The organism is Deinococcus sonorensis KR-87 (genome assembly GCF_040256395.1).
In the GTDB taxonomy this organism is placed as follows: domain Bacteria; phylum Deinococcota; class Deinococci; order Deinococcales; family Deinococcaceae; genus Deinococcus; species Deinococcus sonorensis.
In genome coordinates this window covers 1,388,294-1,414,657 of record NZ_CP158299.1, presented here as the reverse complement: position 1 = coordinate 1,414,657, position 26,364 = coordinate 1,388,294, and the positions used below count along the sequence as shown (strand labels likewise).

The window sequence follows — 26,364 nt, the reverse complement described above, 5'->3', positions numbered from 1 at the left end:
ATCTTCTCCCATCTACCTATGCCCTTTTAATATATTGTCGTCGCGAAAAAGCTTACGATTCATCCCAGCCGTGACTGCCGCATCAATCAGTTGAGTGCGCAGTGTGTACCGCTCGTTGGCAGACAGGCTGGCGTGGTCGTGAGCGGCTTTCATCGGGTACGGGTAACCGTAGGACCGCTGGTCATGCCCGGCATAGTCCAGATGCTGAAAGAGCGTGCGCTCGCGTTCCCTGGTTTCGGCCTCAGTCTCGGCCTTAAGGTGCGAGTCCCAGTAGCCCCAATCGAGGTCTACCCGCAAGACGGTGGCGTTGCGGTGAAAGCGAACGAGGTACGATACTGCCCCAGGCGGCGGCACGGCGCGCCCGTCAGCTGGTGGGAAAACCCAGTCATCCTCACCGGGAATAGGCAGGCGCAGGTACCAGTGCTCAACGCTGCTGGCGTCCGGTTGCCCCTCGTCACGCGCTTGCCCAAGAGCCAAGCGCTCGACGTCGTCCACGCCCGGCAGGCCGGGCGCTTTGCTGACCGCCACGAAGGCCGTGCCCTTCTCGCGGGCTACCACGCACACCCGCCGCTTCAGGTGCTCGAAGAAAAGGCTATTGGCCCCACTGGTGCTCATCGGAAGTGCGAGGGTGCTGTCGTACAGCAGGTAGTCGGGGGCTGCGGTTCGCAGCATCCTCAGCGCCGCACCCAATTCGCCCACCGTCTGCAATTGAATGGCGTGATTGCCACTCTCGGACGCCTGAGGAATTACCAGCCGGTCGATGATCTCCTGAGTCGGCATCCGAGCGTACATGGACTTCAGGCTGCGGTAGTCGGAGCCCTCGATGGTCGCTTGAATGCTCTCGCCGGTCATCGCCTCGAAGGCCGCCAGCGTTTCCTGTCGGGTCACTTCATAGGCGCCGGGTAGCCAGGCGATGTTCACCAGTGCCGCCCATGCCCGCTGTTCCTTCAGCCCCTGCCCGGGAGTGGGATGAGTCATATAGGTGGTGGCGTGGGCGGTGGTCAAGTATACGAACACGTCGGCGTAGGTGAGCATCGGGTAGTCGCCGGACCCGTCGATGCCCGCGAAGGTCAGAGGCCCGGTCGCGGGTGTGTGCTCAAAGAACTGGAGGCGGCCGGCAATGCTCCGGGCGGCATCCTCACCGATCAGCGCCTGCGTTTCCCACGCCTGCATCTTCCGGGCCACATCCTGCAGCTGGGTCTGAAAGGCTGGGCTGTGTGACAGACCGGAGCGCATCAGTGCTCCTTCAGCAGCCGCTCGAGGGCCGGGTAGAGCACCTGTAAGGCGGCGGGGTCCAGGCCGTTTACCCAGCCTTTCACCTGCTCCAGGCGGGCCGAATGAGTGCTGGGCGCGTCGGTCAAAAACAACGGCGTGGCGTACAGGTCGAGATTGGGCGGCAGGTACAGCAGCGCGCACAGGGTCCGCAGGTGTTCCGGGCGCGGCCGATTTTCGCCGCTGGCCCAGCGGGACACAGTATTGAGCGAGACACCTATCTGCCGTGCCAATGTGCCGTGGGTGCCATAGGGAGCCTGACCGAGCAAATGACGGAGGTTCTCTCGCAGGAAATCGAGGTCCTCTTCGGCCAGCACGTTGATGTGCTCCAGATACTCGACCTCGAATCGTCCCTCAATCTCGGCCACGAGTTTTGCTGCCGGCGGGTTGGCCGTCAGGTCGCGTAAGGGTTTCCCCAGACGGGCGAGCCGCTGCGACCAAGTCAGGTCTGGCCAGCGTCGCCAAGCTAAATACCGCCAGTTGAGTTCGAACTGCGTCATCTCACGCACGTCACTCTGATCCTCCAAATTCCACGTTTGTCTCTTGCTTTCGTGAAGCTTGCTCCTTCATTGTGACATCTATGACCTGGTTTGCCTCACCCGCACAGGAAGAGATCGCCGCGAGCGCCCTTCTGACCTCCGGGTATTCCTGCGTCCTGCAACTGCCGACCGGGGCCGGCAAGACGCATTTGGCATGGCAGGCCATGCAGGAGGAGGTCACTTCGGGCGGCCGGGCCGTGTTCGTCGTGCCGCTGCGGGCGCTGGCCGATCAGGTTCACGTCCGGTGGAGTGCCGAGCGCCCCGACCTGAAGCTCGGGGTGTACACCGGCGACCATTCCGGGGGCGTCCCGCTGGCCGAGGCGCAGGTGCTGATCATGACCCCGGAACGGCTGGACGCCTGCACCCGCAGCTGGTCGAGCCACTGGACCTGGATCCCGCACGTGAGCCTGTTGGTGGTGGATGAATTTCACCTGCTGGGCGAGGGCCGACGCGGCGCGCGGCTGGAAGGGACGCTGCTCCGCTTCGAGCGTCTCAACCCCCTGTGCCGCTGGGTGACGCTGTCCGCGACTCTTGGGAACCGCGCGGAGCTCGCGGACTGGCTAGGGGCACTGGAGTACGGCAGTCCATGGCGTCCCGTTCCGCTGACCTGGCGGGAAGTCACGTACCCGAACCCGGAAGCGAAACGGGGCGTCCTGCTGCAGCTGCTCCGCGAGGCACAGGGAGGCAACACCCTGGTGTTCGTGCAGTCCCGGCGGCGGGCCGAGGGACTTGCCGTTGCTCTGCGCGAGGCAGGATTCGCGGCGGACCATCATCATGCGGGGCTCGCGCCAGAAGCCCGGCGCGCCGCGGAGGCAGCGTTCACGTCCGGAAGCACGCCGGTGCTGGTCTGCACCTCCACGCTGGAACTCGGCCTGAACCTGCCGTGCCGGCGGGTGGTGCTGTACGACCTCAACAGCTGGGACGGTAAGACCTTCGCGCCCCTCCCGGTCCGCAATGCCTGGCAGCGTGCCGGGCGCGCCGGACGGTACAATCTGGACGACGCGGGCGAGGTAATCACCGTGCGCGCCGCTTGGGACCGACATACCCCCGCGTACGCTGCCGGCATGTTCGAACCAGTCCGGTCCGCCCTGTCCCGCGAGTCGTTCCTCCTCGAGCAACTCGTGGCAGACATCAGCAGTGGCCTCCTGCGCTCCCGCGAGGGCCTCGGCCGCTACTACGCCCGTACCCTGGCGGCCAAGCAGAGAATTCTTCCGCCACTGAAACCTCTGCTGGACCGGGCCTTGCAAGCCGGGCTGCTCACCGAGCAAAGCGATGAGCGCCGCCGCCTGAACGTCACGCCGGCCGGCCGGGTCGCGGCGCGCCACCTGCTCGCCCCGGAAACGGTGCTGCGCTGGGCGCACCTCGCGGGCTTCATCACTCCTTTCGATCTGCTGTTGTTTACTCTGACACTCCCCGACATGGAAGTGCGCCTCCCCGTCGATTTCGAGGACCTCCCGGCCTTGCGCGCCGACCTGGCCCGCGTGCCGTCCATTCTGCTGCGCTCATCCCCCGCCGAGGTCACCCGGAAGCTCGGCGTGACCGGCCGGGGTCTGTTGCATGCGCTGCACACCGCGTGTGCCGTCTGGGCCGTGCTGCACGGAGAGGAGGAGGATATCGTCGCCGCCCGCGCGTCCGCATACCCGTTCGAGTTGCGGCGCCTGCGTGAAGAAGGCGTACGGATCCTCGCCGCCGCCGGACAGTGGCTCGCCAGCACTGCACCCGATCCGGCCGATCCCACCCGTGATGGCCGCGCGCACACCACCCTCGTCCGGCGCGTCACCCTACTACGCACGATGCTGAGCGGCCCCATGGGTCTGGACGCCGCCACGCTCACGCGTGTACCCGGTATCGGCGTCGGGTGGGCCAAGGCCCTCTGTGCTCACGGGATCCTCGATCTCGAGGCTCTCGCCGCCTCTCTCCCCGGGGACCTGCGCGACGTTCCCCGCCTCGGCACCAGCCGGGCCGCGCAGTGGATCGCTGCCGCGGAGGAACTTGTGAAGGACTGGGCCGAGCTCGACATCTGGGCCGACGCTGCACCTCCGGCCCTTCCTGTTACATCCACGGCGCTGAATACCCCGGTCGACCCGTACCGTCTGAAACGCGCCTCTGACCTGACCGTGCAGGTTCTCGACCACGGCTTCCGGGTCACTGGCGGGCAGGAACCCCACCTGATCACCCGGCGCAGCGACACCCTGCGCTGCGACTGCGCGGACCATGCCACCGGCCACACCTGCAAACACCTGCTCGCTGTCCGACTGCGCCGCGAACCGGACTTGCGTGCCGCCCTCACTGCCCTCCAGCACGACCAAGCGCCCGACTGGTCCTTCGAGCACCTCTGGATGAACGCATGACCCGTACCCTGACTACCCGCAAGGGTCCCCTGCACTTCCCGGCGTTCGTGCCGGTCACGACCTTCGGAGAGAAGTACCCCCTCGACGACCTGATCCGCCCGTACCTCCCGCGCCTCGCCCCGGCCGTCATGGTAAGCGCGTACTTCCTGAGGGACGCGCGAGACGCCCCGGACCTGGGCATTCCGCTCTTCGTGGACTCCGGCGGGTTCGCCAGCGTGTTCACGAACGCCACGGTGACCCGCACGCGCGCGGGACTCGGCGTCATCGACTTCCAGGGGAGGCGCATCAGCCCGCTGGACGTGTTGGAGTTGCAGGAACGCGTCGCAGACGTAGCCTTCACCTTAGACCTGCTGATCCCCCCGAGCCTTTCCGCCCGAGACGCCCGGCGCTACCATGCCCTCACCCGCGCAAACGCTCTGTGGGCCCTCAACAACCGCCGCCGCACGGACCTCCCTCTGTACGGCGTCGTTCAGGGCTGGAATGTCCAGGCCGCCGCGGAACTCGCGCAGGAGTACCGCGAGGCCGGCTTCGAAGGGATCGCCATCGGGGGCCTGGTGCCCCGCCTGTCGCAACTGGACACAGTAGACGCGGTCATTCAGGCGGTCCGCACAGGGGCAGGAGCCTTGCCGGTGCATGCCTTCGGCATCGGGCATCCGGATCACGTGGCGCGCGTATCGAAGTTGGGCGTCGACAGTGTGGACTCCAGTTCGTACGTGAAGTACGCCGCCGCCGGACGGCTCTACACTGCTCCGCAGACCCGGCACGCAAACCTCACTCCGCACGAGCGGTTACACCTGGCGCTGTGCAACCTCGCGGCCGCCACCGGTTCAAGCCTCCCGCTGCCCACGACGCGCTTCCGCACGCTGACCACCCGCACCCTGGAGCACTGACGTCTCCCCGCAGGCGATCCGCCGAGAACGCGCCGGGGAGGAATGTGCGAAACTCTGGTGAGCGCAGACCGCGCTCACCCCTGGGTATGTAAGGCCGCACATGCCCCAAGGAGCTCCCATGACCAAGCACTCCGGCATACCCTGTACCTCACCCCCTGCCAGGTGGGACGCGCCAAGCGCCCCGCCTGACGTTCCTGAAGGGCCTCGCCCAGACTCAAAACCTCCAATAGGTTTCGAGCCTGGGCGCTGCACGTCCCAGGATATGGTCGGCTGAAGGCTGACCCCGGCACAGCGCGGTCCTTGCGGGACCCTATCGCCGCACGCACTCCTGAACTCCCAATGTCGCCCTGACACATGACCGCGGTGGACCTGTGCCGTCTACCTGCCTCCGGACGGCCCACGCTTCGCCCGCGTGCTCGCCATCCGCGCTGAACGCGCGGTAATGGTATTGAAAAAGGCCGCCCGTTCCTGGAATGAATGCGGCCTGAAAGGTTTTCCATGACTCACCGCACCACCCTACTGATCATCCTCATTTCCGTGTACGTCGGCGCGGAGCTCGTTAGCAACGTCACCGCCGGCCGCTTGGTGCAACTTGGAAGCCTGGTGTTTCCCGGCGCGATCTTCCTCTACTCCCTGACCTTCACCCTGCGGGACGCCATTCATACCGCCGGCGGCTGGTCTGCCGCCAAGGCTCTGCTGTGGGGAGGCCTCGCCGCGAACGCCCTGCTTGCCGGATACGGCCTGCTGGTCAATGCCTTACCGAAACCGGGGTTCTTCCACGACGACGCGTATCAGGTGGTATTCGGCTCGACCGTCCGGGTAGTCCTCGCCAGTCTCGCTGCGTACCTGGTTAGCACCGCGCTGGACGCCCTGATCTTCGAGCGGCTCAAGGCCCGCGGCGTGACCACGCAGGTGATCGCCTCGAACGCCGTCAGCACGACCCTCGATACGGTCATCTTCATCACGCTAGCCTTTGCCGGCACTGGCGCGCCGCTGCTGAATCTGATGATCGGTCAGGTCATCCTAAAGATGCTGATCAGCCTGCTGTTGATCCCGCTGGTCCGCTGGGTGCGCACGCAAGTCAGTCAGTCTCAAGCCACTGAGACCGCTGCCCCTCCTATCGAAGTCACCGCATGATGCCGTGGACGCTGAGCACCGAGTTCACCTTCGACTCGGCGCATACCTTCATCGGCTACGACGGCCCCTGCGGTCAGCCGCACCGCCACACCACACCTACCAAAGCAGATGCGGCTGCAGCCCACGACGCAGTCGACTACCACCGTCGCTGTGTATGGCGTCCCTGAGGGGCGCGTGCACGGAGAGTGATTCAAGTCGTCGTCCCTTCGTCAGAGGATGGCCGTATAGCATTCAAATAAGGGGCACGTTCAAACCTGCCGAGCGTGCCTCACCGTCAAACAATCACAGTACGATCTCATATTCCTCGCTGGCGTTCCCACGCCACCCGTCGTTGAACACGTAGTACGACGCTTGACCCTCAGGATGCTGGATGGCATGCAGCACCGGCTCTCCGTCCAAATTCTCGATCACGTACAGCCAGAACCGCTCGCCGTACTTCCGCGCTGCTGCGAGTTGGTTGCGGCTCAGCGTCACCCCACGCTCGCCCCACGGTCCACTAACCGTCTTGAGCTCGATGTACCGTACCGTTCCGTCTTCTGCACGGGCGAAGATGTCATACCCTGCACCGGTATCACCCGAACAGTCCTCCGGGGTGCGATCATGGCGCCGCTCGTACTCCATCGCGTACTGCATGCCGCGCCGATCCACCTTCTGCGCGTGTGCTTCCGCCATGACGTCCTCACGCGACCCCGAATACGCGTACACGTAGTTCCTGAACTGCTGCTGAGGCGCGCGACCACCAGACGAGCCATCTGATGTTCGAGGCGCGCCGCCTGAGGCGGAACGATGTCCTTCTCGACGCTCGGACGGTGGCTCGCCGGCGAAGGGAGTCGGTCCATGCGGCCGCGAGGACGACCCGCCTTGGGCGTGCGGTGTGCGGTTGACGCGCTCACCCCCTGTCCCGGTTCCCTGCGGTCGAGATGAGCCTCCGGACGTGGTTTGGACCGCGCCTGCGCTTTGCGGTGACGATTCTCCGCGAGCGCCAGAAGGCGACGATGAAGAAGGAGGTGTTTGTCGCTTGTCTGCTCCAGATGCCGTCCCGTCTGCGGTTCCACCCGATGTTGTTGCATTGTTCGTGGGTCGCTGCCCGTCCGTTAGGGGCACGTCGTCCTGCTCGGCCCGGTCACGGTGTGGAGCAGAACGGTTCGTGGAGACCGCGCCAGGCACGTACCGGGGTTTAAACTCCACCGGCAAGTCTGGGTACTTTCCGAAATCCAGCAGCTTCTCTGCTTCCCCAGGGGAGGCACTCGACCACACAGAGAACAGCGTGGTCAGCGCCGGACCTGCCGGGAGTTGAAAAGCATCGGCCAGCGCGCTGCTAGCGAGTTCGGGACGGAGGTCAGCAACCAGCAACCGCTCTTCTCGCGCGTCAAACGCAGCTTCGAGCATGCACGAAGAAACGATCTGAAAGCCTGTACCCTTCGCGACAACAGTTGCGTCAATCTTGCCGGCCTGCATGAACCGCACTCGTCCAAGAAGGGCTTGGTGCTTTTCGAGCACCGTCGACCCAAACTCCTTGAACAACAACCGCAGCAGCACCGCCGTGTACCGGACGAGGCGGTCGTCCTGACCTGGCAGCGGATGCAGCGCTGCTCCCGCCTGCGGGCGGTACCGTACCTCGTGACTCGCGCTGAGTGTCGCGATCCCAAGCGCTTCAAGAAACGCCCTGTCCGTGTGCCCTTCGCGAAGATACACGTCGTGCCTGCGAGGGAAGCCGAACTGGTCGTGCCACGCGCCCGGCATGTCTCGATGCAACGCGTTGTGCGGGTACGTCAACGATCCGTGCCCGGTTTCTGGTCCCATCACGGGGACGAGACGCTTGCCGCGCAGCACTTGCACGAGCTGCTGCTGTTCCTCGGCCTTCAGAACGCCGTATGCGCGGCCCAAAGCGTGAAAACACCGTTCCGCCACATCGAAATCGTCCGCGTTAGGCGTATGGCCGTCTGGGTACGCCGCAGCGATTGTGAGCAGCACGTCCCGGTATGTGTTCGTGTCGGGGGCGTCGGGCAGACCAAGTCGCTTGACGAGCTGTTTGAACCCGCTGCCCTTGAAGGTGTGCCGCCACCGTCCCAACCCAGGGTCCCTAAGGAAGAACGCCTTCGGACAATCGAACTGTGGCTTGCCAGAACGGTCGCGGTACGAGAATAGCTTCAGCCGCTGCAACACTGCGACCTCCACGTCCTTAAGCCGCTCGGCCTTCCGTTCAAGCCAATTGAGCGCACTCCCCGATGGGCCCTGCCCTTCCTCGTTAAGCGCCTTGATGTGCGCTGTGACCTGTGTGAAGTTCGGGTACGCGAACTGCAACGCTTTGAGATTTTCCAGGGCAAACTTCTTCGGCAGGGGCACCGCACAGTACTCCACACCAGCGGGTGTGCCGATCAAGTCTTTTCGGTTGAGGGTGTACAACTGCCTTGGCAGCCTCCAGTGAGTCCGCTGCTCATTCGGGAGCCACGGCACCACCGCGAGGAACTGCGCCAGGACCGACGAGGGTCGGTTCAAGGCGTAGTCCAGCACCTTGGCTCGCAGCGCCACAGCGGCGTCCGTGATGGACTCGTTCTGCCTAAGCTTGAGCTGATTCGCGACGTCTGTGTCCCCGACGCTGGTGCGCACTCCCAACTCGACCATCAGACCGCGCGCTCCGGATGAGGGATAGGCATCCTGGTTGAACGACGGGTAGGTATTGCCGAACAGTAGGTCCATCACGTCGTTCGCAAAGTAGACCGCGCTGGGGTGGTGCCACGAGCCGTCGCTACACTCCACGCACGCCCTCGCCTTCCAGGGCGTCAGGTCTACACCCTGATAATGTCCGGCGAGATGAGTCAAGACCGACCGGCGAGCTTCGGGGTGCACGTCAAAGAACTGTGGCAGCAATACGCCAAAGTAAGTAGCGGCGTCCAGCGCCTCGAGATTCAGCCGCTCCAGCAGGTCCGGGAAGCGCTGCAGGGAAGCCACATTGAGCACCTCGCGCACCCCGAACGGGTCTTGGACACCTTTCGGAAGCACGAGGTGCTTGCCGTGCGCGAAGGAGCCGCGCTGTGTCTGATAGATCGGCAGGGAACGCAGGTCCCTCCCCCCCATTTTTGTGTCCTGCTGCAGGAACCGGTACGCGCCGTTGACATCCCAGCCGCTCTGCACGTGAGTCTCGACCGACTCAGGCGTTTCCTGCGACAGGGCGGCACACAGGTTCTCGGGGCGATAGTCAGGCACGCGTTCACGCAACCAGGGCGGCGCGATCTCCAGCCATGCGTCGGAGATGCGCTCCGCATCGGTAAGCCATGGACGGACGGTCCTGAGGAACAGTGGCGGGCAAATCCAGGCATCCTGCAAAGGACGAGCCCGGCCATCCACGGTGAGGGCGAGGTAGGACGCGTCGAGTTTGGCGAGGCACTTGTCGACCTCGCTGCGTTCGCGTGTGTAAAGCGTATCGAGGTAGGCGAGGAAGACGCTAAGGACCTCGACCGCTGAGTGCTCCTCCTCGTCGAGCCAGTCGGGAGACGAGCCGAAGAGAAGTTCGAGCGCTATGAACAAGATTTTCGTGTTCAGCTCATCGGCCTGCAGCTTGCTGAACAGCTTTGCATACCGAGTGTGTCGTTCCGGCGGCAGGACCCATTCGAGGTGTCTCGCCAGCACATCCGTCAACAGCGCGTCATGCGCGTACTTCACGATTAGAAAGTCATTGTGCGACACCCATGAGCCATCCCGTCCCTCGTACAGCTCGTGCTGTCGGAACGCCTCGTAACAGGCGCCCCACGCGAGCTCCACGAAGCCCGCAAGTGGTGAACCCGTGCCTTGCAGAGCACGTGCGCCCCGCTCAACACCCACCGTGAAGTCGTACACCGCTTCCGCGCCGCTCGACTTGAGATCCAGAAGGACGTGCGGCATCGCGGAGGCCGCCTGCTGCAGCAGGCGGTCATTCCATTCGCGTTTGTCGGCCTCGTCCCACAGGAGGCTTTTGCGGTCCGTGTTGGGGTAAAAGTCCGCGTTGATGTGGAGAGGTAGGTGCGACGCTTCCCGGGTGGGCAGGTAGGCATACAGACGCCCCTGAAAGTCCGATGTGGGACTTAGGGGGTAGGCGAGCGTCAGGTCCGTCTTGCGTCCGCGGCTCCGGGCCGCCTCACGCAGCTCGGGGGTGAGGTCGACGTCGAGGCGTCGGTACGTCGTAGTCACTCCGCTGCTCGCGACAAGACGGATGGTGCGGACGTCTGGTCGTTCGATCTCAAGAGTGAAAGTCGGCTGTCCGCCTTGCAGGAGTGTGAGGGTGGTAAGACGACGCAGGAACACGGCGCATTCCACGAAGGCGATCTGGGCATCCTCAACGAAGCCGGGCAGGTCGTCTCGCGAGAGGGGTTGCGCCTCAAGACCGGTGCGTACCGCAGAGGGCGCATCAGCCCAGGGGAGGCGGAATGTGGACGGCCATGGATGTTGAACATTTTTACGCCGATACGTTCGGGCGTCGAGCGGGGAGAGGACACGCTGCTCACCGCAGGAGTACACCTCGGGTCGGTCAGTGATCTGGTAGACGCTGACGAAGCCCACGCCGAACGAGCCGATGGTGTCCTCGTCGTAACGTTTGGAGCCCGCGCCAATGCTCGAGATCGCGGCGAAGTTGTCCTCAGTAAACTCACCATCGTTGCCGACCCACAGGGCGTCATCGCGGAAGTCGAGCCAGAAGCGGGTGGCAGGACGGCCTTGGAGGTCGCGGGCGTCCTCGGCATTTTGCAAGAGTTCCTGCACGACCGTGCGGAAGCCTTGCAGAGTCTTAAGGTCCTTGCGGAGGCCACCAAGAAGATCGTAGCCGTAGGAGAGAACCTCGTCGGGCATGTCGGTAGTCATACTGCCTATCGTACGGACGACTAAAGCGCGGACGGGCCGAATATACGTGTAGTGACTGCCTCAGGTTTGAGGATCCTGCGGATGGCGTTAAAGCAGGCGGTGCTGTGGGGCGTATTGCCCAGCAATCCCGCCAGCCTGGTCCGGGCTCCGCGGACCCGGCCCAGGGAAATGCAGGTCTGGACACCTGAGGAAGCCCGGCACTTCCTGGAGGTGGCGCGCAGCGATCGGCTGTACCCGTTGTTCTGCTTGGCGCTCAGCACCGGAATGCGCAAGGGCGAGTTGCTGGCGCTGGCCTGGGAGGACGTGGATCTGGACCGGGCCCGGCTGACGGTCCGGCACACCTTCATCCGCAACATCGATGGAGAGTGGGTGCTTGGCGCGCCCAAGACCAGGGCCGGGCACCGCACGATTCCGCTGGGCGAAGATGTGGTGCAGGTACTGCGAAACCATCTCGGGGAGGAAGAACGGTGGTTCGGGCCCAGGGGCAAGGGTCAGCCAGTCTTCACCCGCTCGAGCGGCTCACGGCTGGATCCGTCGAACGTGGCGAGGATTTTTCATCGGCTGAGCCGGGAAGCCGGGCTTCCCCGGATCCGGGTGCACGACCTGCGGCACACGGCCGCCAGCCTGCTGATTCGCCAGGGCGTGTCGCCTAAGGTGGTGAGCGACCGGCTGGGCCATGCGGACGTGTCCTTCACCCTAAGCGTCTACACCCATCTGTACGACGACCAGCGGCAGCAGGCAGCCCTGCCGCTCAGCCAGCTGCTGGGCAGCGACCTCGGCCAGGCCGGACGAACGTCGTCACCGAGCTGCAACGGCTGCTCACCCTTCTGCCCCGCAGTGGAGGATGACCTCCCTGAAATTCAGACGGAGTTCTGTCCCAGTCTGGTCTGCCTTTGCGTTCCACCTGGTCCTGGATCGACCTGAACATACAGCCCTGTGACGTCTTCCGGAGTGGCCTGTTTCCCAGACAGGGCGCTTCCTCGGCAGCAAGCAGGCCGTGAGGCCTTCCAACCCTTTACTTTGGGCCGTTGGGATCGAAGCGGTACGCTGCCAGCTCACCTGCTAAACGCAAGGTGTCGCGCACGTGTGTGCGCTTGCTCTTTGAGGGGTTGAGCGACTGTCCGCTGGGATGCCAGGTCGTCAGCGTGGTGATCTGAGGAAACAACCCGGCCAGTGGCGTCCAGCCTTTCCTGGCCGGCATCCCCATCGTCACCACCACTCGCAGGTCAGGCAGCAGGGAGATCAGCTCCCTCAGGTGCTGTTGCCCCTCGATCACCTCGCCCAGCTTGACCGGGCGGATTTTGTCCCCTGTCCCGACGTACCAGGGCACGATGTTCCATGCCAGCACCCAGCGGCGATCCAGGCCAGCCTCCTGGGTCAGGGTGAAGACGTTTTTGGCCGTCGGATCGTTGTTGTCCATGCTGATAAAGCCGCTGCCACCATGCTGCCGCGCAGCTTTCGGACCAGGAGCTTCCAGAAGGTACAGCACCCTCGCCCGCACACCCCCTCCGATGGGGTCAAAGTGAGGAATGTCGAGACCTTGTTCGTGGACGCTCTCCTGCAACTGTTCGATCCACTGCCTGAGCGGAACGTGGTCCGGGTGAGTCAGCAGCTGGGAGCGAATGGCGATGGCCTCAGGGGTACGGAGTGAGCACGGTGCTGTGGGCAAACCGCCAGAAGCATCAATGTTGGTCAAGGTAACGAGAGTCTAGCCGGTCACCCGGCCTGGGGTTCCAGGCTGTTGGTGGAAGGTCGGGCATGGAGGCGGAAAGACTCAGAGCCTGGTGACGACCTGATACCGCTCCCCTGGCTCTTCCTGCGCAGGGCCGGTCATGTTTGGCCGGATGACCTACCTTCGACCTGTAAGGTGTGAATTATGAAAAGAGCCAGGATCCTGATATTTTCCGGCGTGCTGCTTGTCGGAAGCGCTGCTGCCGTCACAGGGACCACGGTCATCCAGACCCAGAAGGCGGTCCAGGCTCAGCTCGACGCCTTGAACGACCAGCTCCAGGCGTACGGGGGACGGGCCACCGTCACCAGCGCGCACCACACGCTCCTCGGCGGGGATCAGACCACGACGCTCACTTTCAAGGACACGCCGGAAGCGACCATCACGTTGCACAGCACCTACCGCAACGGTCCCTGGCTGCCTGGAGGCCAGTTCGGGGCGTCCCTGGCCACGACCGACGTGACCTTCAGCAAGGCTGTTCAGGCGGTCGTGGACCGCGCCACACACGGGCAGCCGGTTCGCCTGCAGACCCTGGTTCACTTCGGCGGCCGCAACACCACGACCGTCAACATTCCAGCAGGAGACCTGGAAGACGGAGGAACACGCCTCACCTGGACGCCCCTGGTCGCCACCCTGGAATCGAGTGGAGACCGCGTCCAGACCAGCAGCAGCCCGCTCGATCTGCAATGGACAGCGGACGGGGCCTCTGGGCACATCACCGGTGTCCGTCACCAGGGCGACTCGCGCCTGAGGTCGGACGGACTCACCCTCGGCGACAGCACGCTCAGCGTCGATCGCGTGGACGTCACAGCGCAGGGCGAAACAGCCACCGCCCGCGGCCTGCGCGGCACCTTCCGCAGCGCCCTCGAAGGTGCCACGGTCAAGGCCAGCGTCGGCTACACCCTGGACGCCCTGAGCGTGCCGCAGCTGCCGGATGTCCGGAACGTCAAGCTGATCTGGAGCCTCGGGCATCTGGATCCCTCCGCCATGAAAACACTGACCCAGCTGCTGCAGAAGGTGAACGATAAGACCACCCTGGAGGCACAGCCGGAAGCGTTGCTGGAGCCGGCCGCCCAGTTGCTGCACGCCGGTCCGGTGCTCAGCCTGGATGAGCTGTCGCTCGATGCCGGCGGTGGCCATGTGGGCCTCCATGCCTCCCTGTCCTTCGATGACCCCACCACCATCGACCTGCGTCATCTCGATCAGGACCCGATGGCGCTGCTGGGCCATCTGCGCCTGAATGGCCGCTTTGACGCGGACGAGGTGGCGCTACGGACCCTCGGGAACGCGACAGGGCAGGACATCGTGGCCGTCCTGAAAGACGGCGATCTGGTTACGCAGGCGGGCGGGAAGCTCAGCAGTGTCCTGACGTTCAACCAGCAGGGGTTGCTGGTCAACGGTCGGCTCGTCCCTGGAACCAACCTTAACGCGGCGATGCAGTAACAGCTTCCTGGAACGACAAGTCAGCCAGGTGGGATGAGCCCCGCACTTGGAAAACTCAGCCGCATCAACTGCCGGCGACCGGCCGAGGTCGCCTCCAATTGAATAGGGGTGTCCAGGCAAAATCGCTCGACCATAACCAGACCATCACAACAAGCTCAGAGGAGAACAAACATAAATCGTTCTCCAGCGAGATGATGCCCCCCAAGTGGTGGCAGCTCCCGACCACACATTTGGCATTTGCTTAAGTTCTTCAAATATATACTTCAGCGGATGCCCGCTGCCCAGAACAGTTTCCTTGCTTTGACGAACGGTGGATCGTCACTCCTCCAGTCCACTCCACGGCGAACTCCAGCCATGCTGCTCCTGCTCTCGATGGGGCTCGCCAGCGCCCAGTCGACCCAGGGCAAACCCGAGCTGGACCGCGCCAGTCTGCAGGCCGGCACCGCACAGCTCGTTCAGACCATCGAACGCGCCGTAGCCGAGAATGGCGGTGACCTGAACCGTCAGAACGTCCATCTGGTGATCGCCTTCAGCACCGGACACTACAAGACCGACCCGCTCGGTGCGCAGGCGGCGCGCGAAGTCGCCACCCGCCTCGTCTCCTCCTTCACTGTGCCCGGCGACCGGGTGAGTTCGCGGGCGTGGGAGCTCGATACCTGGTCAACCCGTGACCCTGCGTCCCTGAGCATTCCGATCACCCAGGACCGGGCCGCAGATCAGGCACGGGCGGCCAGCCTCTGGCCGACCACCCTGGCCGTCGGCAGCCTCGGCGGCCACGATACCGAGCGCGCCGCGACCAGCCTGGCCAAGGAATTCGCCAACGACGCAGGAACCGTCCTGGTGCTGTTGACCAACACCGCGGCCAGCGTCGGGGCCAGTGGCGCCAACGCCAAGCTGATGGGGGCGAACGCACCCGAGTACCTGGACATGCTGAAGCACTGGACCCGTGTTCAGGGCACCCAGGACGGCGCGACCATGAACCTGCCGTATCTGGTGCACGTCCCTGCCCGCGACATTCAGGGCCAGATGCAGGCGGTGGTGTTCGTGCCCAAGACGTTCACGTCCGCGAGCCTGACCAGCCCTCGCCCGGACCTGCTGAAGTCGGTCAGTGCCGCACCCGCCAAACCCAGTTCATCGTCCTCCGGAAAAGGAGCGGTGGGTGTTGTCCTCGGACTGATCGTGCTGGCCGGTGCAGGGTTTGCAGCCTACCGAATGCTGGGCAGCGGTGGAAAGCGGCGGGGCAGCGTCCGGGTGGGCGACCAGGAGTTTGCCCTGCAGGACCTGCCGAAAAACCGGCCGTTCTGTGTGCTGGCCGGTGCCGGGTACAGCGCCGATACCGACATCGCCGTCGTCCCGCTCCAGGGCGTTCCCCCGGAACCGCTGGCCGAACTGACCCTGGTGGGGCAGGAGCTGAAGATCCGGACCACCGGAGAGGTGTTCACGCTCGACACGGTCGGCGGTCAGGTGCCGACCAGCAGCACCTCCACCCTGCGCCTACGTCCCGAGGCGCCCGACACGCAGCTCGAATTCAGCGGCGAGGTCAAGGGCCCCGGTGGCGTCCCCCGCACCGTCCAGCGCAACCTCACCATCTCGTACCTCCAGGGAGTCTGAATGAACGACATCACGACCTTTATCAACGCGGCATGGCCACACTTCGTTCAGCTCGACTTCTGGATCACGGTGGCCATCACCATCCTGGTGTGGTACGGCCTGGCTGTGGGGCTGGCCCACCTGTTGGCCGGGGCCGGTGGCCGTGAGGCACTGCAGGCCGCCCGGCAGTCGATGCCGCTCGCCCTGCTGCTGGTGATGGTGGGCCTGCTGATCAGCGAGTACTTCCTCTTCAACCCCAACAACTTTCCCTACCTGGTGGCCGTCGCGGTGGCCACCCTGCTGCTCACCCTGCTGGTGCTGACGGTCTTCGGCCGCCTCGGAAAGGACAATTGATATGGCTCAGGACATGCGGGTCTTCAAAACGTTGGTGATCGGCCTGGGCAGCACCGGCACCGAGATTCTCGAAGCGCTGGCCGACCGGGTCGACTGGGAGGTCGGGGGGCTACGCCGCGCGCCGTGGATCGAGTTCCTGGCCATCGAGACGGACGTTGCCAAACCCAACCGTTTCAACGGCACTGATGACTTCAAGACGTTGGGCATTCCCGCAACCGCCTGGCGAGACTTGGTGCACCGGCCGGAAATCTACGAGCAGAGCATCGCACTTAGCCAGTGGGCTGATGCAGAGACGCTGCAGCAGCTACCGGCCCAGAGCATCGACTCAGGGGCCGGACATATCCGGATGGTCGGACGGCTGGCCCTGCTTTATCCGCCAAACTACGCGGAGATCAAGAATGCGATCTCGCAGCGCCTGGCCCGGCTGCGCAACCTCACGGACGCGCAGGCGAAAGCGGCTTTGAACGCCAATAATGCTGGCCTCGAAATGAACGTTCAGTTTGCGGTGAACGAGGCGAGCGGCCAGACCGGGGTGCGGGTGATCGTGGTCGGAACCCTCTGCGGCGGGACGTGCAGCGGCACGGCCAGCGACGTGGGAATCCTGCTGCGCACCATCCTGAACGATGAGGAAAAGACGCTCGGCATGTTCACGTTGCCGCACCCTCAGCTGGGCATCGCCCAGAAGTCGGATGCCGAGATCTGGAAGACCAACGCCTATCACGCCCTGGCCGAACTGAACCAGTACCACCTGCACACCGACACCGAACGCTACAAGACGGTGAAGTTCCCGGACAAGCACGACGGCACGCCGGTCGTCCCGAACGACACCATGCCGTATGACCTGGTGTACCTGCTGCGGCCCACCAGCACCGCAAGTATTGATCTGGCCCGACTGACTCAGGCCATCGCAGACCGGATGTTCCTGAACGTCTTCGTGCCCAAAACGGACCCGATGGCGTTCATGGTGAACGCTGGGCCCGTCGCCGTCAGTCAGGGCCGCGCCTTCGCCTTCTCGACCTTCGGGCTGTCCACCATCGAGTATCCGATGCGGCGCATTCTGGAGGCCCTGAAGTACCGGACCCTGGTCCACGCGGTGGACCGCTGGAAGGACCGCAAGACCGAAGGCAACCTCGACCTCGCGCTGGATGACCTGGGCCTGACCATCCCGGCCCTGACCGAAACCCTGCTGCTGGACGACGGGGGCGCGTCGGTCCGCTCGGTGCTGGACGCCAAGCGCGGGGAGATCATGCGCGCCGCCCGGAATGGCAAGCCGGAGGCGGCCCGCAAGGCGCTGCAGGAATGGCGCGCCGCCTTCGAAACCCGCGCGGGTGACGGCCTGGCCGGACTGGTGCACCGGACGGTGCACGCCAACCGCCGCCGGGCAGCGGACAGCGTCCTGCAGAAGATCCAGGGTCGCGTGTCCAGCGCGCTGCTGGATTACGACCAGGGGCCGAACCAGCTGCTGGACGTGATGCAGGCGGTTCAGCCCCGCCTGGGCGCCCTGCGCGGATGGGAGCCGGGCGAAAGCAAAGCCGGCGGCGCATCGGGCGTGCTCGACCAGATGGAAGCGATCCGCACGAACACGCTGCTGGGCCTGTTCTTCCTGAAAAAGAAGGCATCGGCCCCGCTGTACGGCGCCCTGACCCGCGCCCTGGACGACGAACTGAAGGCACGCATCAACGCCAAGATCCGCGAGGCGCTGCAGGACACCGGCAGTGGACAGCGCGCTGAAGCGGGCACCCTGACCGTCATCGACGAGGAGACCCAACGCATCGTCCGCCGGCTCACCAACCTGCGCAAGCGGCTGACCAATCAAACGGACCTGTGGCGTGAGAAGCGCAGCAAGCTGGAGAACGACAACGCGACCGTCAACGGCGTCTCGCTGTTTGAGCCTTCACCGAACGGCACGGTCGATAAGGAAGAGGAACTGGCCATCGACGACCGGCAGAAGGAAGCCCACGCGGCGCGCCTGATCCGCTCGTGGGACGCGCTGGTAAAGGGCGTGCTGCCCGGTATCAACGACCCAGACTGGCTCCTCGGTCCCTGGTCACCTGGCCAGGACAACTTTGAACGTCACCAGCTCAATGAGCTGGAGCGCATCGCGGTCGAGCCGTTTGAAGGCACACTCCGCAGCGGTGGGAAGGACGTGGTGCGGCGCCTCTACGACCGTCGCAGTCCCAGCTTCAACCCGGACAGCCAAGCGATGCATGCCGCAACCAGCGCCCAGCTATTCCTGCAGCTGAATGCGCCGCTTGGACAACTTGATCCAATGACTCCGCTTCCCAGTCGCAAGCTTCTGATTGGGACTGGCCTGACCGATGATTTCACCAGAGCGGTACAGCCCTGGATCAGTAAATATCCCCAAGCAGATGTCGTCCCTGGAATCGATCTGTATCGCGTGGTGATGCTGGAGGAGTGGTACCGCTTCGCCCTGCGGGGCGCCGACGACGTGCGCGAGCTGTCCTACAGCCAGCCGACCCGCTTCAACACCTACTTCACCCGCAAGCGCAGCGACATCGACTGGACGCCCATCAACGACCACGAGATCCGCAAGCTGCAGGAGGCGGAACAGCTGGTGTTCCTCTCGACCCTGCACGGGGTGACACGCCTGGACGGGGGCCATCTGGTGATGGACTGGCCCCAGCAGCCCGGAGAGGCGCCGGAGCCGGAGAAGCGCCGCCGCAAGCTCCCGCCGCGCTTCGGGAAGGCGGCCCGGAAACTGGCCTTCGAGCCGCGCGACACCTTCGGACGCAGCCTGACCAATGCCGCGACCTACCTCAAGAGCGACATCGAATCCAGGACCCGCAACGTCATCGCTCAGTCCACCACACCGCACGAGGGGCGCAAGCAGTACGTCACCTGGCTGCACGACCAGCTGCGCAACAGCAGCGCCCGCGCGGTCGGCGACTGGAACGACAAGGCGGCCCAGTCGGTGGTCCTGCAGCACCTCACGGCCGACGACGACCTGAGGCAGGCCCTGCTGGAGACCTTCCCACCAGACGAGAACCTGATTCAGAGCCTGTACAAGGCGCAGGGCGAACGCCTGCCCAAGAGCCTGACGGCCCGCCAGGACGGCTTCTACTGCCGCGTTTGTGGGGGCGAAGTCGGCGCCACCGAGGAGGACGTGATTCGCAACGGGCTGCGCTGCAGCTACCACCCGGACGAACCCAACCACCCCTTCGGCATGCCGTACAGCCCGTTTCCGGGGGCCTGAGCCGTGAACGACTTCTTTTCGGCGTTCCTGAACCTGCGGCTCGAAGGCTGGCTCGCCCTGCTGCTGTGCATGCTGCCGCTGAGCCTCGTGTTCATCCGGGCCCTGCTGGCTGCCGCCCAGCTGCGCCGGCAGGAGCGCGATCACCTGAAGCTGGTCCGCGAAAAGCTTCAGCCGGCCCTCGACACCGACGACCCGCCCGAGTCCGACGAGACGGCGGAGGACGTGCGCGCCGCCGTGGAAACCTTCCCGAAAGGCAGCGCCGTGCGCCGCGCCGTCGTGGCCGTCACCCGCGCCCGCACCCTGGCCACCCCGGACGTGCAGGCGGCCACGCAGGCGATCACGGCGGCCAGTGAGTCGCCGCTCGCGGCCGCCCGCAACATCCCGAACCTGCTGATGCTGTCGGGCCTGCTCGGTACCGTGATGGGCCTGGCCGGCTCGATCGGCAGCCTGGTCGAACCGATCCGCAATGCCGCGTCCGCGGCGGATCCCGGCGACCTGGCCCGCGCGCTGGGCAGCACCATGAACGTCATGCGCGGCGCCTTCGGGGCCAGCCTGTGGGGCATCCTGCTCTCGCTGAGCAGCGGCGTGCTGTACAGCCTGGCGGTACGCCAGCAGGAGGCGCTGCAGGACGAGCTCTCGATGTTCGTCCACGCCGAGCTGGTGCCGGCGGTGTTTCCGCGCGCGATCAGCGGGCAGATGGAACGCATGGGCCGCTACCTGCGCGACGCGGGCAACAGCTTCCAGGACATCCACAAGCGGCTGCAGGAGGTGGCCGGGCAGCTCGAGAGCGTGCTGGGCCGGGCCGGCGAAACCCTGGACCACAGCCTGAGCAACTTGGCGAACACCAGCCAGCAGATCTCCCAGGTGTTCACCAGCATGGACCAGTCGGTCGCGGCCCTGACCGAGGGGCTGAGCACCGGCGTCAATGACCTCGTGCAGGCCCAGGAGGCAGCCGCGACCTCGCTGCGGGTCAACAGCCGGGAGCTGGGCGACCGCCTCACCCAGCAGGCGACCACCATCGAACGGCTGCAGGACACGCTCACCACCAACACCGACCGCCTGCTGGAACGCGTCCAGACGGTGGGGGACGGCCTGAGCCGCGCCAGCAAGTCGTTCGAGGAGGCCGGCGACGTGTTCCGGACCGAGCAGAGCAATTACGGAGCCCGGCTGGACCGCAACTTCGAGACGCTCACCCGGACCCTGGCACGCGGCGAATCCGTGCCGGCCGGCAACGACTGAAGCGCCATTCCATGAGCCTTTCCCGACTTCAGTCCGACAGCAATCCCTACATCGCGTTCAGCGATCTGGCCCTCAACATGGTGTTCGTGCTGGTGTTCTTCGTCGGCGGCATCCTGGCGGTCGGCCAGGCCGGCTGGGAGCAGGTGAAGTACCGCAAGGCTCAGGACCGGGTCGTCGCCGCGGTGCGGGCCGCCCCGTTGCCGGCCAGGCCCCTCCTGCTCTCCCCTGCCCAGCGCAACGACCCGCCCGGCGCTCAGCGCTGGGTGTTTCCGGCCCAGCAGATGTTCCTGGGGGACACGGACCAGCTGAGCCCCACCGGCCAGCAGGTCCTGGTGGCCTTCGCACGCGTACTGCGCGCCGAGCGTGCCGAATGGAAGCGGGTCCGGATCGAGGGGCACACCCAGACGTCCCAGCCGAACACGCCCGAGCGCTGGTCGCTGTCGGCCGGGCGGGCCAGCGCGGTGGCAGAGGCGTTCTACGTCAAGGGCGGCATCAGCCCCAACCGCCTGGCGGTGGCGGCGCGCGGCGGACAGACGCCGTTCGACGGGGTGAAGTTCGATCCGCGCAACGAGCGGGTGGAGATCGTCGTGGAGTACGCCCAGAAGCTCACCAACTGATATGGCCAGCCTGACTCCCCTGCAGGAACTGGCGCAGGCCAACCCTCCGAGCCCGGCAAGGCTGGTGGCCCTGGCGACCTGTCCGGACGCCAGGATCCGCGAGGCGGCCCGGACGCACTCCACCATGCCGCCCCTCCTCAAGCACCTGCTGGAAAGCGCGGAAGGGCGGCCCTCCAGCCTGACCCCCGAGCAGCTCGACTGGCTGTCCCAGCAGGGGCCCTGGGCGGCTGACGTCGCAGCCCGGAACATCCACACCACCGACCGGGCGCTGCGGTACCTGGTGATGACCGGCCACAGCCGGAGCGTCCTGCGGCACCAACGCACCAGGGGCACCGAGTGGCTTCTGGCCCTGGCCCGCAGCGACCTCTCGTTGGCGCAATATCTCAGCCAGGACAGCAGCGTGCCGCGGATGCTGCGCTGGCGGGCGACCGGGGTGCTGGCCAGCCACGCACCCAGCGCTCCGCCGACCACTCCAAGCGAGCCCGACCCCTCCCCGACCGTCGAGAGTGTCCGCCGGAAACTCCGCAGCCGGGAGCCCGACGTGACCTACACCGACGAGGAATGGCAGCTCGTCCAGGAGCATGTCGCCCTCCAGAGAACCGCGGCGCACGCCCGGCAGGTGCCGCTCCACTGGCTCACCTGGCTCGATGAGCAGCACCCGTACGGTCAGGCACGGGAAACCCTGCTGGAGCGGCTGGAACGCTGCCCGGCGTCGGACTCGACCTTCCGGCAGCTGATCGACTCGCCCGACTGGGTGATCCGCGCGGCCATCGCCCGCAATCCGGGGCTGCACCCGGAACGAAGGCGACAGCTGAGCCAGGACCCCGACTGGTGGGTGCGGGCCTGCGTGGCGGAGAACCCGAACGCGACTCCGGGCGACCTGCAACGCCTGATGGAGCACGAGGATCAAGAGGTGATCCGCGAGCTGGTGGCAGCCCATCCGCACGCCCCCACCGAGCTGCTGGTTACGCTGGCGCACGACGGCGAGCCAAGCGTGCGTCTGCAGGTGGCGCGCAACCCCGGTACGCCCCCGGAGGCGCTCGAGCAGCTGGCCACCGACCCGCGCGTCTCGGTGCGGGCCGCGGTGGCCGCCCATCCCCTGACCAGCGAGCACACCTGGCCCAGGTTGATCGCGGACGAGCAGCCGCGGGTCTCGACCGTGGCGCGCCTGCGTCGCCCGCTCAGCAAGCCCGAGCTGCTCGCCGCCGTGGCCAGCCGCAAACGCCTGATGAAACTCGCGGTGCTCAGCCATCCGACACTACCGCCAGAAGTGCTCGAGGCGCTGGCGACGGACCGCCACCCGCAAATCCGCGCACAAGCGGCCCTGCATCACGACCTGCCGGCCGAGGCCCGGCAGGCGCTGGCTTCGGACCCGGCCCCGGATGTCCGCCGGCTGGCACTGATCGCCGATCCCGAGGCGGCCGCGGCGACGCTGGCCCAGGTCTCTCGTCACGACGTCCGCGTCCGCCAGGCGCTCAGCCGACACCCCCGCACGCCCGCCGACCTGCTGGAGCAGCTCAGCGACGACACCTTCGAGGACGTGCGCCTGTCGGTGATCCTGAACCCCAGCGCGCCGAAAGGTGCGCTCCAGCGGCGACTGCCGGAACAGCCGTTGCGCCCGGTCATCCGGCGCCACCCCCTTTACGGAGAAGTTCGCGCGGCGCTGCACGACATGGAGTATCACGAGGCCAAGCACCCCGAAACCTCCCCCGAAGCCCTAAGCGCGCTGGCGGGCAGCGACTCGCTGGGCGTGCGCCGCCAGGTGGCCCGGCACCGCGCCACCGCTGAGGACACCCTGATGGCCCTGAGTGGCGACGTGGAAGTGGAGGTCCGGCAGGCCCTGGTCAAGCGCAGGCAGCTGTCTGAGCGTCTGCAGCGCCAGCTGGCGCTGGACAGTGATCCCACGATCCGTCTGGCGCTGACCAAACGGGAGGACCTGGAGGTCGAGGCCATCACCGTGATGCTCCGCTTGCCGGACCAGCCGGAGGACATCCTGATCAGCCTGCTGCGTCATCCGGCCATCCAGGCCGGGCAGGTGTCGAGTCTGGCACAGCACCGCGAGGTGGTCGTGCGGGGCAATGCCGCCGCCCATCCGTTGCTGCCGGTCGAAGCCCAGCACCACCTGGCGAACGACACCAACGACTTTGTGCTGGGCAAGTTGCTGAGCAACCCAAACTTGAATTCCACGACGCTGCAGCGGCTGGCCGATCGGGGACACGCGCCGCTGGCAATCATCAAGCACCCCCAGGTCACCACCTCCATGCTGGAGACGCTGGCCTACGACGAGGGGTACGCCCGGCTGCTGCGCACCCGGCAGTTTGTCAACCGACTCCCGCCACGAGTGCGCGATTGGGGCCCACTCCAGGGCTGGCTGCGCCGGCAGGGTGAGCGGGCCTCACAACGCGCCTTCGGCAAGATGAACGTGCTGGTGGCCATCATCCAGCATGAGCGCAGCAGCGAGCAGGCCGTGCGCTTCGCCCGCCGGCTCCGTCATCCGGAAATCCAGAAGGCCCTGCACGAACGCAAGCTTCGCCTCAAGACAGAAGGTGCCCATGCATGACCTCCCCAGCCCCGGCGATCAGGTCGCCGGGAATTACACCGTGACGGCTGTGCTGCACGCTGCTCCTCATGTGGCCTGGCTGCAGGCCACGACCAGCTGGGGGGGCCGGGTGCTGATCGAGCGCTTCAGCCCTCCCGAACCGGACACGCCGACCGGGCAGCGGGCGCGACAGGCCTTTCTGCGGGCGGCCCGCGCGCTGGCGCAGGTCGGTCACCCAGCCGTTGCCCGCGTGACCGACCTGGTCGACCAGCATCAGGAGGTCTATGCGGTCGTCGAAGACCATCCCCACCAATCCCTCGGAGAGCGGCTGAAAGCAGGTCCGCTCTCCCCCACCGACCTGACCGTCTGCGTACAGCAGCTGTTCGCCGGCCTGGGCGCGACCCATGCCCAGGCGGCCCTACATACGGCCATCACCCCGGAAGCGATCGCGTTCGGTGAGGACGGTCAGGTCCGGCTGCAGCGCTTCGGGCTGAGCAAGCGGGCGCTGCAGGACATCGGACAGAAGACTGACGACGACCCTCGCTACCAGGCGCCGGAACGGCTGGGTGGGGGCGGCTTCACGCCGCAGACGGACCTATACGCGCTGGGCGCCGTCCTCTTCGAGGCAGCCAGCGGGCACGTGCCGACCACCGCGCGCGCCAGGGCACAAGGGGTGCCGCTGCCCCCGTACCCGGAAGGCGTCCCAGAGGCCGTCCGAACGGCGCTGAACGCCGCCGTGGCCCTGGATCCGGCCCAGCGCGCGATCAGTGCCAGTGAAGTGCTGGAACGGGTGGCCCGTTCTAGCACACCGCCGAGAGTGCCGGACGCCCCTCCGGCGGAACCGGAACCCGTCGCCGAGCCGGTCCCGCCGAGCCCACCCACCCCGCCCCCACCTCCAGTTCCTCCACCGCCTGCCCCAGGATGGCGGAAGGTGGCCGTAATCGCCGGAGTCAGTGTGGCGCTGTTGCTGGGCCTGACTGCCCTCTGGCCCCGGACCTCGGCATCGACCGCCGAGGCCGCAACAGCTCCTGCATCGGCCCTGGAAGGGTCTACTGCAGTGGCCGACGGGTCGTCGGCCACCACGGCCGATCCGACCCCGGCGACCCTTGTGCCCGTGGCCCTGCCGATCACCGTCGTGACCGCCCAGTCGCTTAACGTCCGCACCCAACCCGACGAGACGAGTGCCGTCAGTACCGTCGTGCGGTTTGGAACGAACCTGGAGGTGCTCGAGGAGCAAGCCGACTGGCTGCACGTCCGCGCGGACAGCGTGGACGGGTGGGTGAGCCGGGCACACACCTCCCTCCTGCACACCCCGGAAGAAACTGCGGCCCTGCTCACCCACCTAGCGGCGGGCGGGAACGTCACGCTGGCCGCCGGGGTGTATTGGCTGGATCAGCCGCTGACCCTGACCAGCGACGTCAACCTCGTCGGTGCGGGACAGGGGGCGTCCTATCTGCTGGGCCGCTCCGCTGAGGACACGCTGGTGCTCGAACGGGCCAACGTCCAGCTCGGCCACCTGACGGTCGGTCATGTGGGAGACGCTTTCGCCCGGACCGTATACCAGGTCGGGGGCAATCTGGAGGCCAGCAACGTCGTCCTGACCGGTGGACGGCGGGATTCGGAGGAGGGCGCTTACGGCAGTGGGTTGTGGGTGGCCGAGGGCGGCCATGCTGAACTGACTGACGATCTGCTGACCGCCAATGCCTTTGGCCTGTACGTCAGCGACGACAGCACGGTCACAGCCAAAGGGGTCAGCTTCAACGGCAACAGTGACGGTGGAGCGCTGTTCAAGGACAAGAGCGGCGGGCAGATCTCCGACAGCCGCTTCAATGCCAATCAGGCGCACGGACTGCACGTGTTCGGCGCGGCCCACCCGATCATCACCGACAGTGTCTTCCGTCAGAACCGGGGCCGCGGCATCACCGTCTACGGGGCGGCGACGCCGACCATCGCGCACAACACGGTCGAGGACAACCGGCTTCAGGGCGTCGGCGTCCAGGAAGGCGCGCAGCCGACCATCACCGAGAACACCATCCAGGGCAACCGGCAGAGTGGCCTGACCTACTTCGACAACAGTGGGGGCGAGGCCCAGAACAACACCATTCAGGCCAACCGCGTCGCCGGCATCAGCGTGACGGAGTATGCGGCGCCCACGCTGTCCGGCAACACGGTCGAGCGCAATGGGGCGAACGGCATCGCCTTCTCGGATGCCACCACCGGCACGGCGGAGGACAACACGGTCCGGCTGAACGACAATCCCGGTATTTCCGTCTGGGGCGACGCGCAGCCGCAGCTGAGGGGCAACATGGTCACCGATAACCGTCAGAGCGGCATCGTGATCGCCGAGCAGGCCCGGCCCGAGGTCGTCGGCAACACCATCAGCAACAATGCCCTGTACGGCCTGATTCTCACGGGGAAGGCCCAACCCACCGTCAACGAGAACACGCTCGAGGGCAACGGGAAGGGCGGCATTTTCTACAAGCAGATGGCCGGCGGAAGCGGGTACGGCAACACCTGCAGCGACAACGGCGGGGCGAACCTCTCCGCCCAGCTGGACGACGGGAATCCAGGCCCCAGCTTCTCCACGGACGGCTGCTCGCCATCGTATTGAACTCAG

16 protein-coding genes are annotated in these 26,364 nt (G+C 65.9%); 12 read left to right on the top strand and 4 right to left on the bottom strand.

From position 1 onward, the window contains the following. Positions 1 to 12: 12 nt before the first annotated feature. A complete protein-coding gene (locus ABOD76_RS12235; protein ID WP_350245137.1) occupies positions 13 to 1,236 on the bottom strand; it encodes a hypothetical protein in 1,224 nt (407 codons plus the stop codon). Further along, positions 1,236 to 1,772, bottom strand: coding sequence for a helix-turn-helix domain-containing protein (locus ABOD76_RS12230; RefSeq protein WP_350245136.1), 537 nt, complete (start codon positions 1,770 to 1,772; stop codon positions 1,236 to 1,238). The genes ABOD76_RS12235 and ABOD76_RS12230 overlap by 1 nt, the downstream gene beginning before the upstream one ends. 80 nt (positions 1,773 to 1,852) lie before the next feature. On the opposite strand from ABOD76_RS12230, the gene ABOD76_RS12225 reads away from it, so the two are divergent. The 3 genes from ABOD76_RS12225 to ABOD76_RS12215 all read left to right on the top strand — a co-directional run bounded on the left by ABOD76_RS12225 (position 1,853) and on the right by ABOD76_RS12215 (position 6,189). Beyond that, positions 1,853 to 4,162 carry a DEAD/DEAH box helicase gene (locus tag ABOD76_RS12225; RefSeq protein WP_350245134.1) on the top strand — a complete coding sequence of 770 codons (2,310 nt, stop codon included), beginning with the start codon at positions 1,853 to 1,855 and terminating at the stop codon, positions 4,160 to 4,162. Then, positions 4,159 to 5,052 (top strand): tRNA-guanine transglycosylase, encoded by an 894-nt coding sequence (locus tag ABOD76_RS12220; RefSeq protein WP_350245132.1) that lies wholly within the window; start codon positions 4,159 to 4,161, stop codon positions 5,050 to 5,052. Before ABOD76_RS12225 ends, ABOD76_RS12220 begins: the two co-directional genes overlap by 4 nt. Positions 5,053 to 5,550: 498 nt before the next feature. Further along, complete coding sequence (locus tag ABOD76_RS12215; protein ID WP_350245131.1) at positions 5,551 to 6,189, top strand: queuosine precursor transporter; 639 nt, start codon at positions 5,551 to 5,553, stop codon at positions 6,187 to 6,189. 282 nt (positions 6,190 to 6,471) lie between these two features. On the opposite strand, the gene ABOD76_RS12210 is transcribed toward ABOD76_RS12215, so the two are convergent. Continuing rightward, the gene (locus ABOD76_RS12210; protein WP_350245130.1) at positions 6,472 to 11,022 is read right to left on the bottom strand and encodes a sacsin N-terminal ATP-binding-like domain-containing protein; all 4,551 of its coding nucleotides are present in this window, start codon (positions 11,020 to 11,022) and stop codon (positions 6,472 to 6,474) included. 81 nt (positions 11,023 to 11,103) lie between these two features. Here ABOD76_RS12210 and ABOD76_RS12205 point away from each other — a divergent pair, with 81 nt between their 5' ends. Next, positions 11,104 to 11,946 carry a site-specific integrase gene (locus tag ABOD76_RS12205; RefSeq protein ID WP_350245129.1) on the top strand — a complete coding sequence of 281 codons (843 nt, stop codon included), beginning with the start codon at positions 11,104 to 11,106 and terminating at the stop codon, positions 11,944 to 11,946. Between the two features lie 91 nt (positions 11,947 to 12,037). Here the strand turns inward: ABOD76_RS12205 and ABOD76_RS12200 are convergent, their stop codons facing one another. Beyond that, positions 12,038 to 12,718, bottom strand: coding sequence for a uracil-DNA glycosylase (locus ABOD76_RS12200; RefSeq protein ID WP_350245128.1), 681 nt, complete (start codon positions 12,716 to 12,718; stop codon positions 12,038 to 12,040). Between the two features lie 180 nt (positions 12,719 to 12,898). On the opposite strand from ABOD76_RS12200, the gene ABOD76_RS12195 reads away from it, so the two are divergent. From ABOD76_RS12195 to ABOD76_RS12160, 8 genes are all read left to right on the top strand, one after another. Next, positions 12,899 to 14,194 carry a DUF945 family protein gene (locus ABOD76_RS12195; protein WP_350245126.1) on the top strand — a complete coding sequence of 432 codons (1,296 nt, stop codon included), beginning with the start codon at positions 12,899 to 12,901 and terminating at the stop codon, positions 14,192 to 14,194. 354 nt (positions 14,195 to 14,548) lie between these two features. Further along, positions 14,549 to 15,805 (top strand): hypothetical protein, encoded by a 1,257-nt coding sequence (locus ABOD76_RS12190; RefSeq protein WP_350245124.1) that lies wholly within the window; start codon positions 14,549 to 14,551, stop codon positions 15,803 to 15,805. Further along, positions 15,806 to 16,138 (top strand): hypothetical protein, encoded by a 333-nt coding sequence (locus tag ABOD76_RS12185; protein ID WP_350245122.1) that lies wholly within the window; start codon positions 15,806 to 15,808, stop codon positions 16,136 to 16,138. Position 16,139: 1 nt separating this feature from the next. After that, positions 16,140 to 19,352: a tubulin-like doman-containing protein gene (locus ABOD76_RS12180; RefSeq protein WP_350245121.1), complete on the top strand. Its 3,213-nt coding sequence runs from the start codon at positions 16,140 to 16,142 to the stop codon at positions 19,350 to 19,352. A 3-nt stretch (positions 19,353 to 19,355) separates the two neighbouring features. Continuing rightward, complete coding sequence (locus ABOD76_RS12175) at positions 19,356 to 20,591, top strand: hypothetical protein (protein WP_350245119.1); 1,236 nt, start codon at positions 19,356 to 19,358, stop codon at positions 20,589 to 20,591. An 11-nt stretch (positions 20,592 to 20,602) separates the two neighbouring features. Beyond that, positions 20,603 to 21,208, top strand: a complete 606-nt coding sequence (locus tag ABOD76_RS12170) for an OmpA/MotB family protein (protein WP_350245117.1) — start codon at positions 20,603 to 20,605, stop codon at positions 21,206 to 21,208. Position 21,209: 1 nt separating this feature from the next. Then, positions 21,210 to 23,768 carry a hypothetical protein gene (locus ABOD76_RS12165; RefSeq protein ID WP_350245115.1) on the top strand — a complete coding sequence of 853 codons (2,559 nt, stop codon included), beginning with the start codon at positions 21,210 to 21,212 and terminating at the stop codon, positions 23,766 to 23,768. After that, positions 23,761 to 26,358, top strand: a complete 2,598-nt coding sequence (locus ABOD76_RS12160; protein WP_350245113.1) for a right-handed parallel beta-helix repeat-containing protein — start codon at positions 23,761 to 23,763, stop codon at positions 26,356 to 26,358. Before ABOD76_RS12165 ends, ABOD76_RS12160 begins: the two co-directional genes overlap by 8 nt. Positions 26,359 to 26,364 lie beyond the last annotated feature (6 nt).

Coding starts and splice junctions, on each gene's coding strand:
- ABOD76_RS12170 (WP_350245117.1), top strand. CDS start 20,603: ATGAGCCTTTCCCGACTTCAGTCCGACAGCAATCCCTACATCGCGTTC.
- ABOD76_RS12215 (WP_350245131.1), top strand. CDS start 5,551: ATGACTCACCGCACCACCCTACTGATCATCCTCATTTCCGTGTACGTC.
- ABOD76_RS12190 (WP_350245124.1), top strand. CDS start 14,549: ATGCTGCTCCTGCTCTCGATGGGGCTCGCCAGCGCCCAGTCGACCCAG.
- ABOD76_RS12185 (WP_350245122.1), top strand. CDS start 15,806: ATGAACGACATCACGACCTTTATCAACGCGGCATGGCCACACTTCGTT.
- ABOD76_RS12210 (WP_350245130.1), bottom strand. CDS start 11,022: ATGACTACCGACATGCCCGACGAGGTTCTCTCCTACGGCTACGATCTT.
- ABOD76_RS12160 (WP_350245113.1), top strand. CDS start 23,761: ATGCATGACCTCCCCAGCCCCGGCGATCAGGTCGCCGGGAATTACACC.
- ABOD76_RS12195 (WP_350245126.1), top strand. CDS start 12,899: ATGAAAAGAGCCAGGATCCTGATATTTTCCGGCGTGCTGCTTGTCGGA.
- ABOD76_RS12180 (WP_350245121.1), top strand. CDS start 16,140: ATGGCTCAGGACATGCGGGTCTTCAAAACGTTGGTGATCGGCCTGGGC.
- ABOD76_RS12165 (WP_350245115.1), top strand. CDS start 21,210: ATGGCCAGCCTGACTCCCCTGCAGGAACTGGCGCAGGCCAACCCTCCG.
- ABOD76_RS12205 (WP_350245129.1), top strand. CDS start 11,104: ATGGCGTTAAAGCAGGCGGTGCTGTGGGGCGTATTGCCCAGCAATCCC.
- ABOD76_RS12220 (WP_350245132.1), top strand. CDS start 4,159: ATGACCCGTACCCTGACTACCCGCAAGGGTCCCCTGCACTTCCCGGCG.
- ABOD76_RS12235 (WP_350245137.1), bottom strand. CDS start 1,236: ATGCGCTCCGGTCTGTCACACAGCCCAGCCTTTCAGACCCAGCTGCAG.
- ABOD76_RS12225 (WP_350245134.1), top strand. CDS start 1,853: ATGACCTGGTTTGCCTCACCCGCACAGGAAGAGATCGCCGCGAGCGCC.
- ABOD76_RS12230 (WP_350245136.1), bottom strand. CDS start 1,772: ATGACGCAGTTCGAACTCAACTGGCGGTATTTAGCTTGGCGACGCTGG.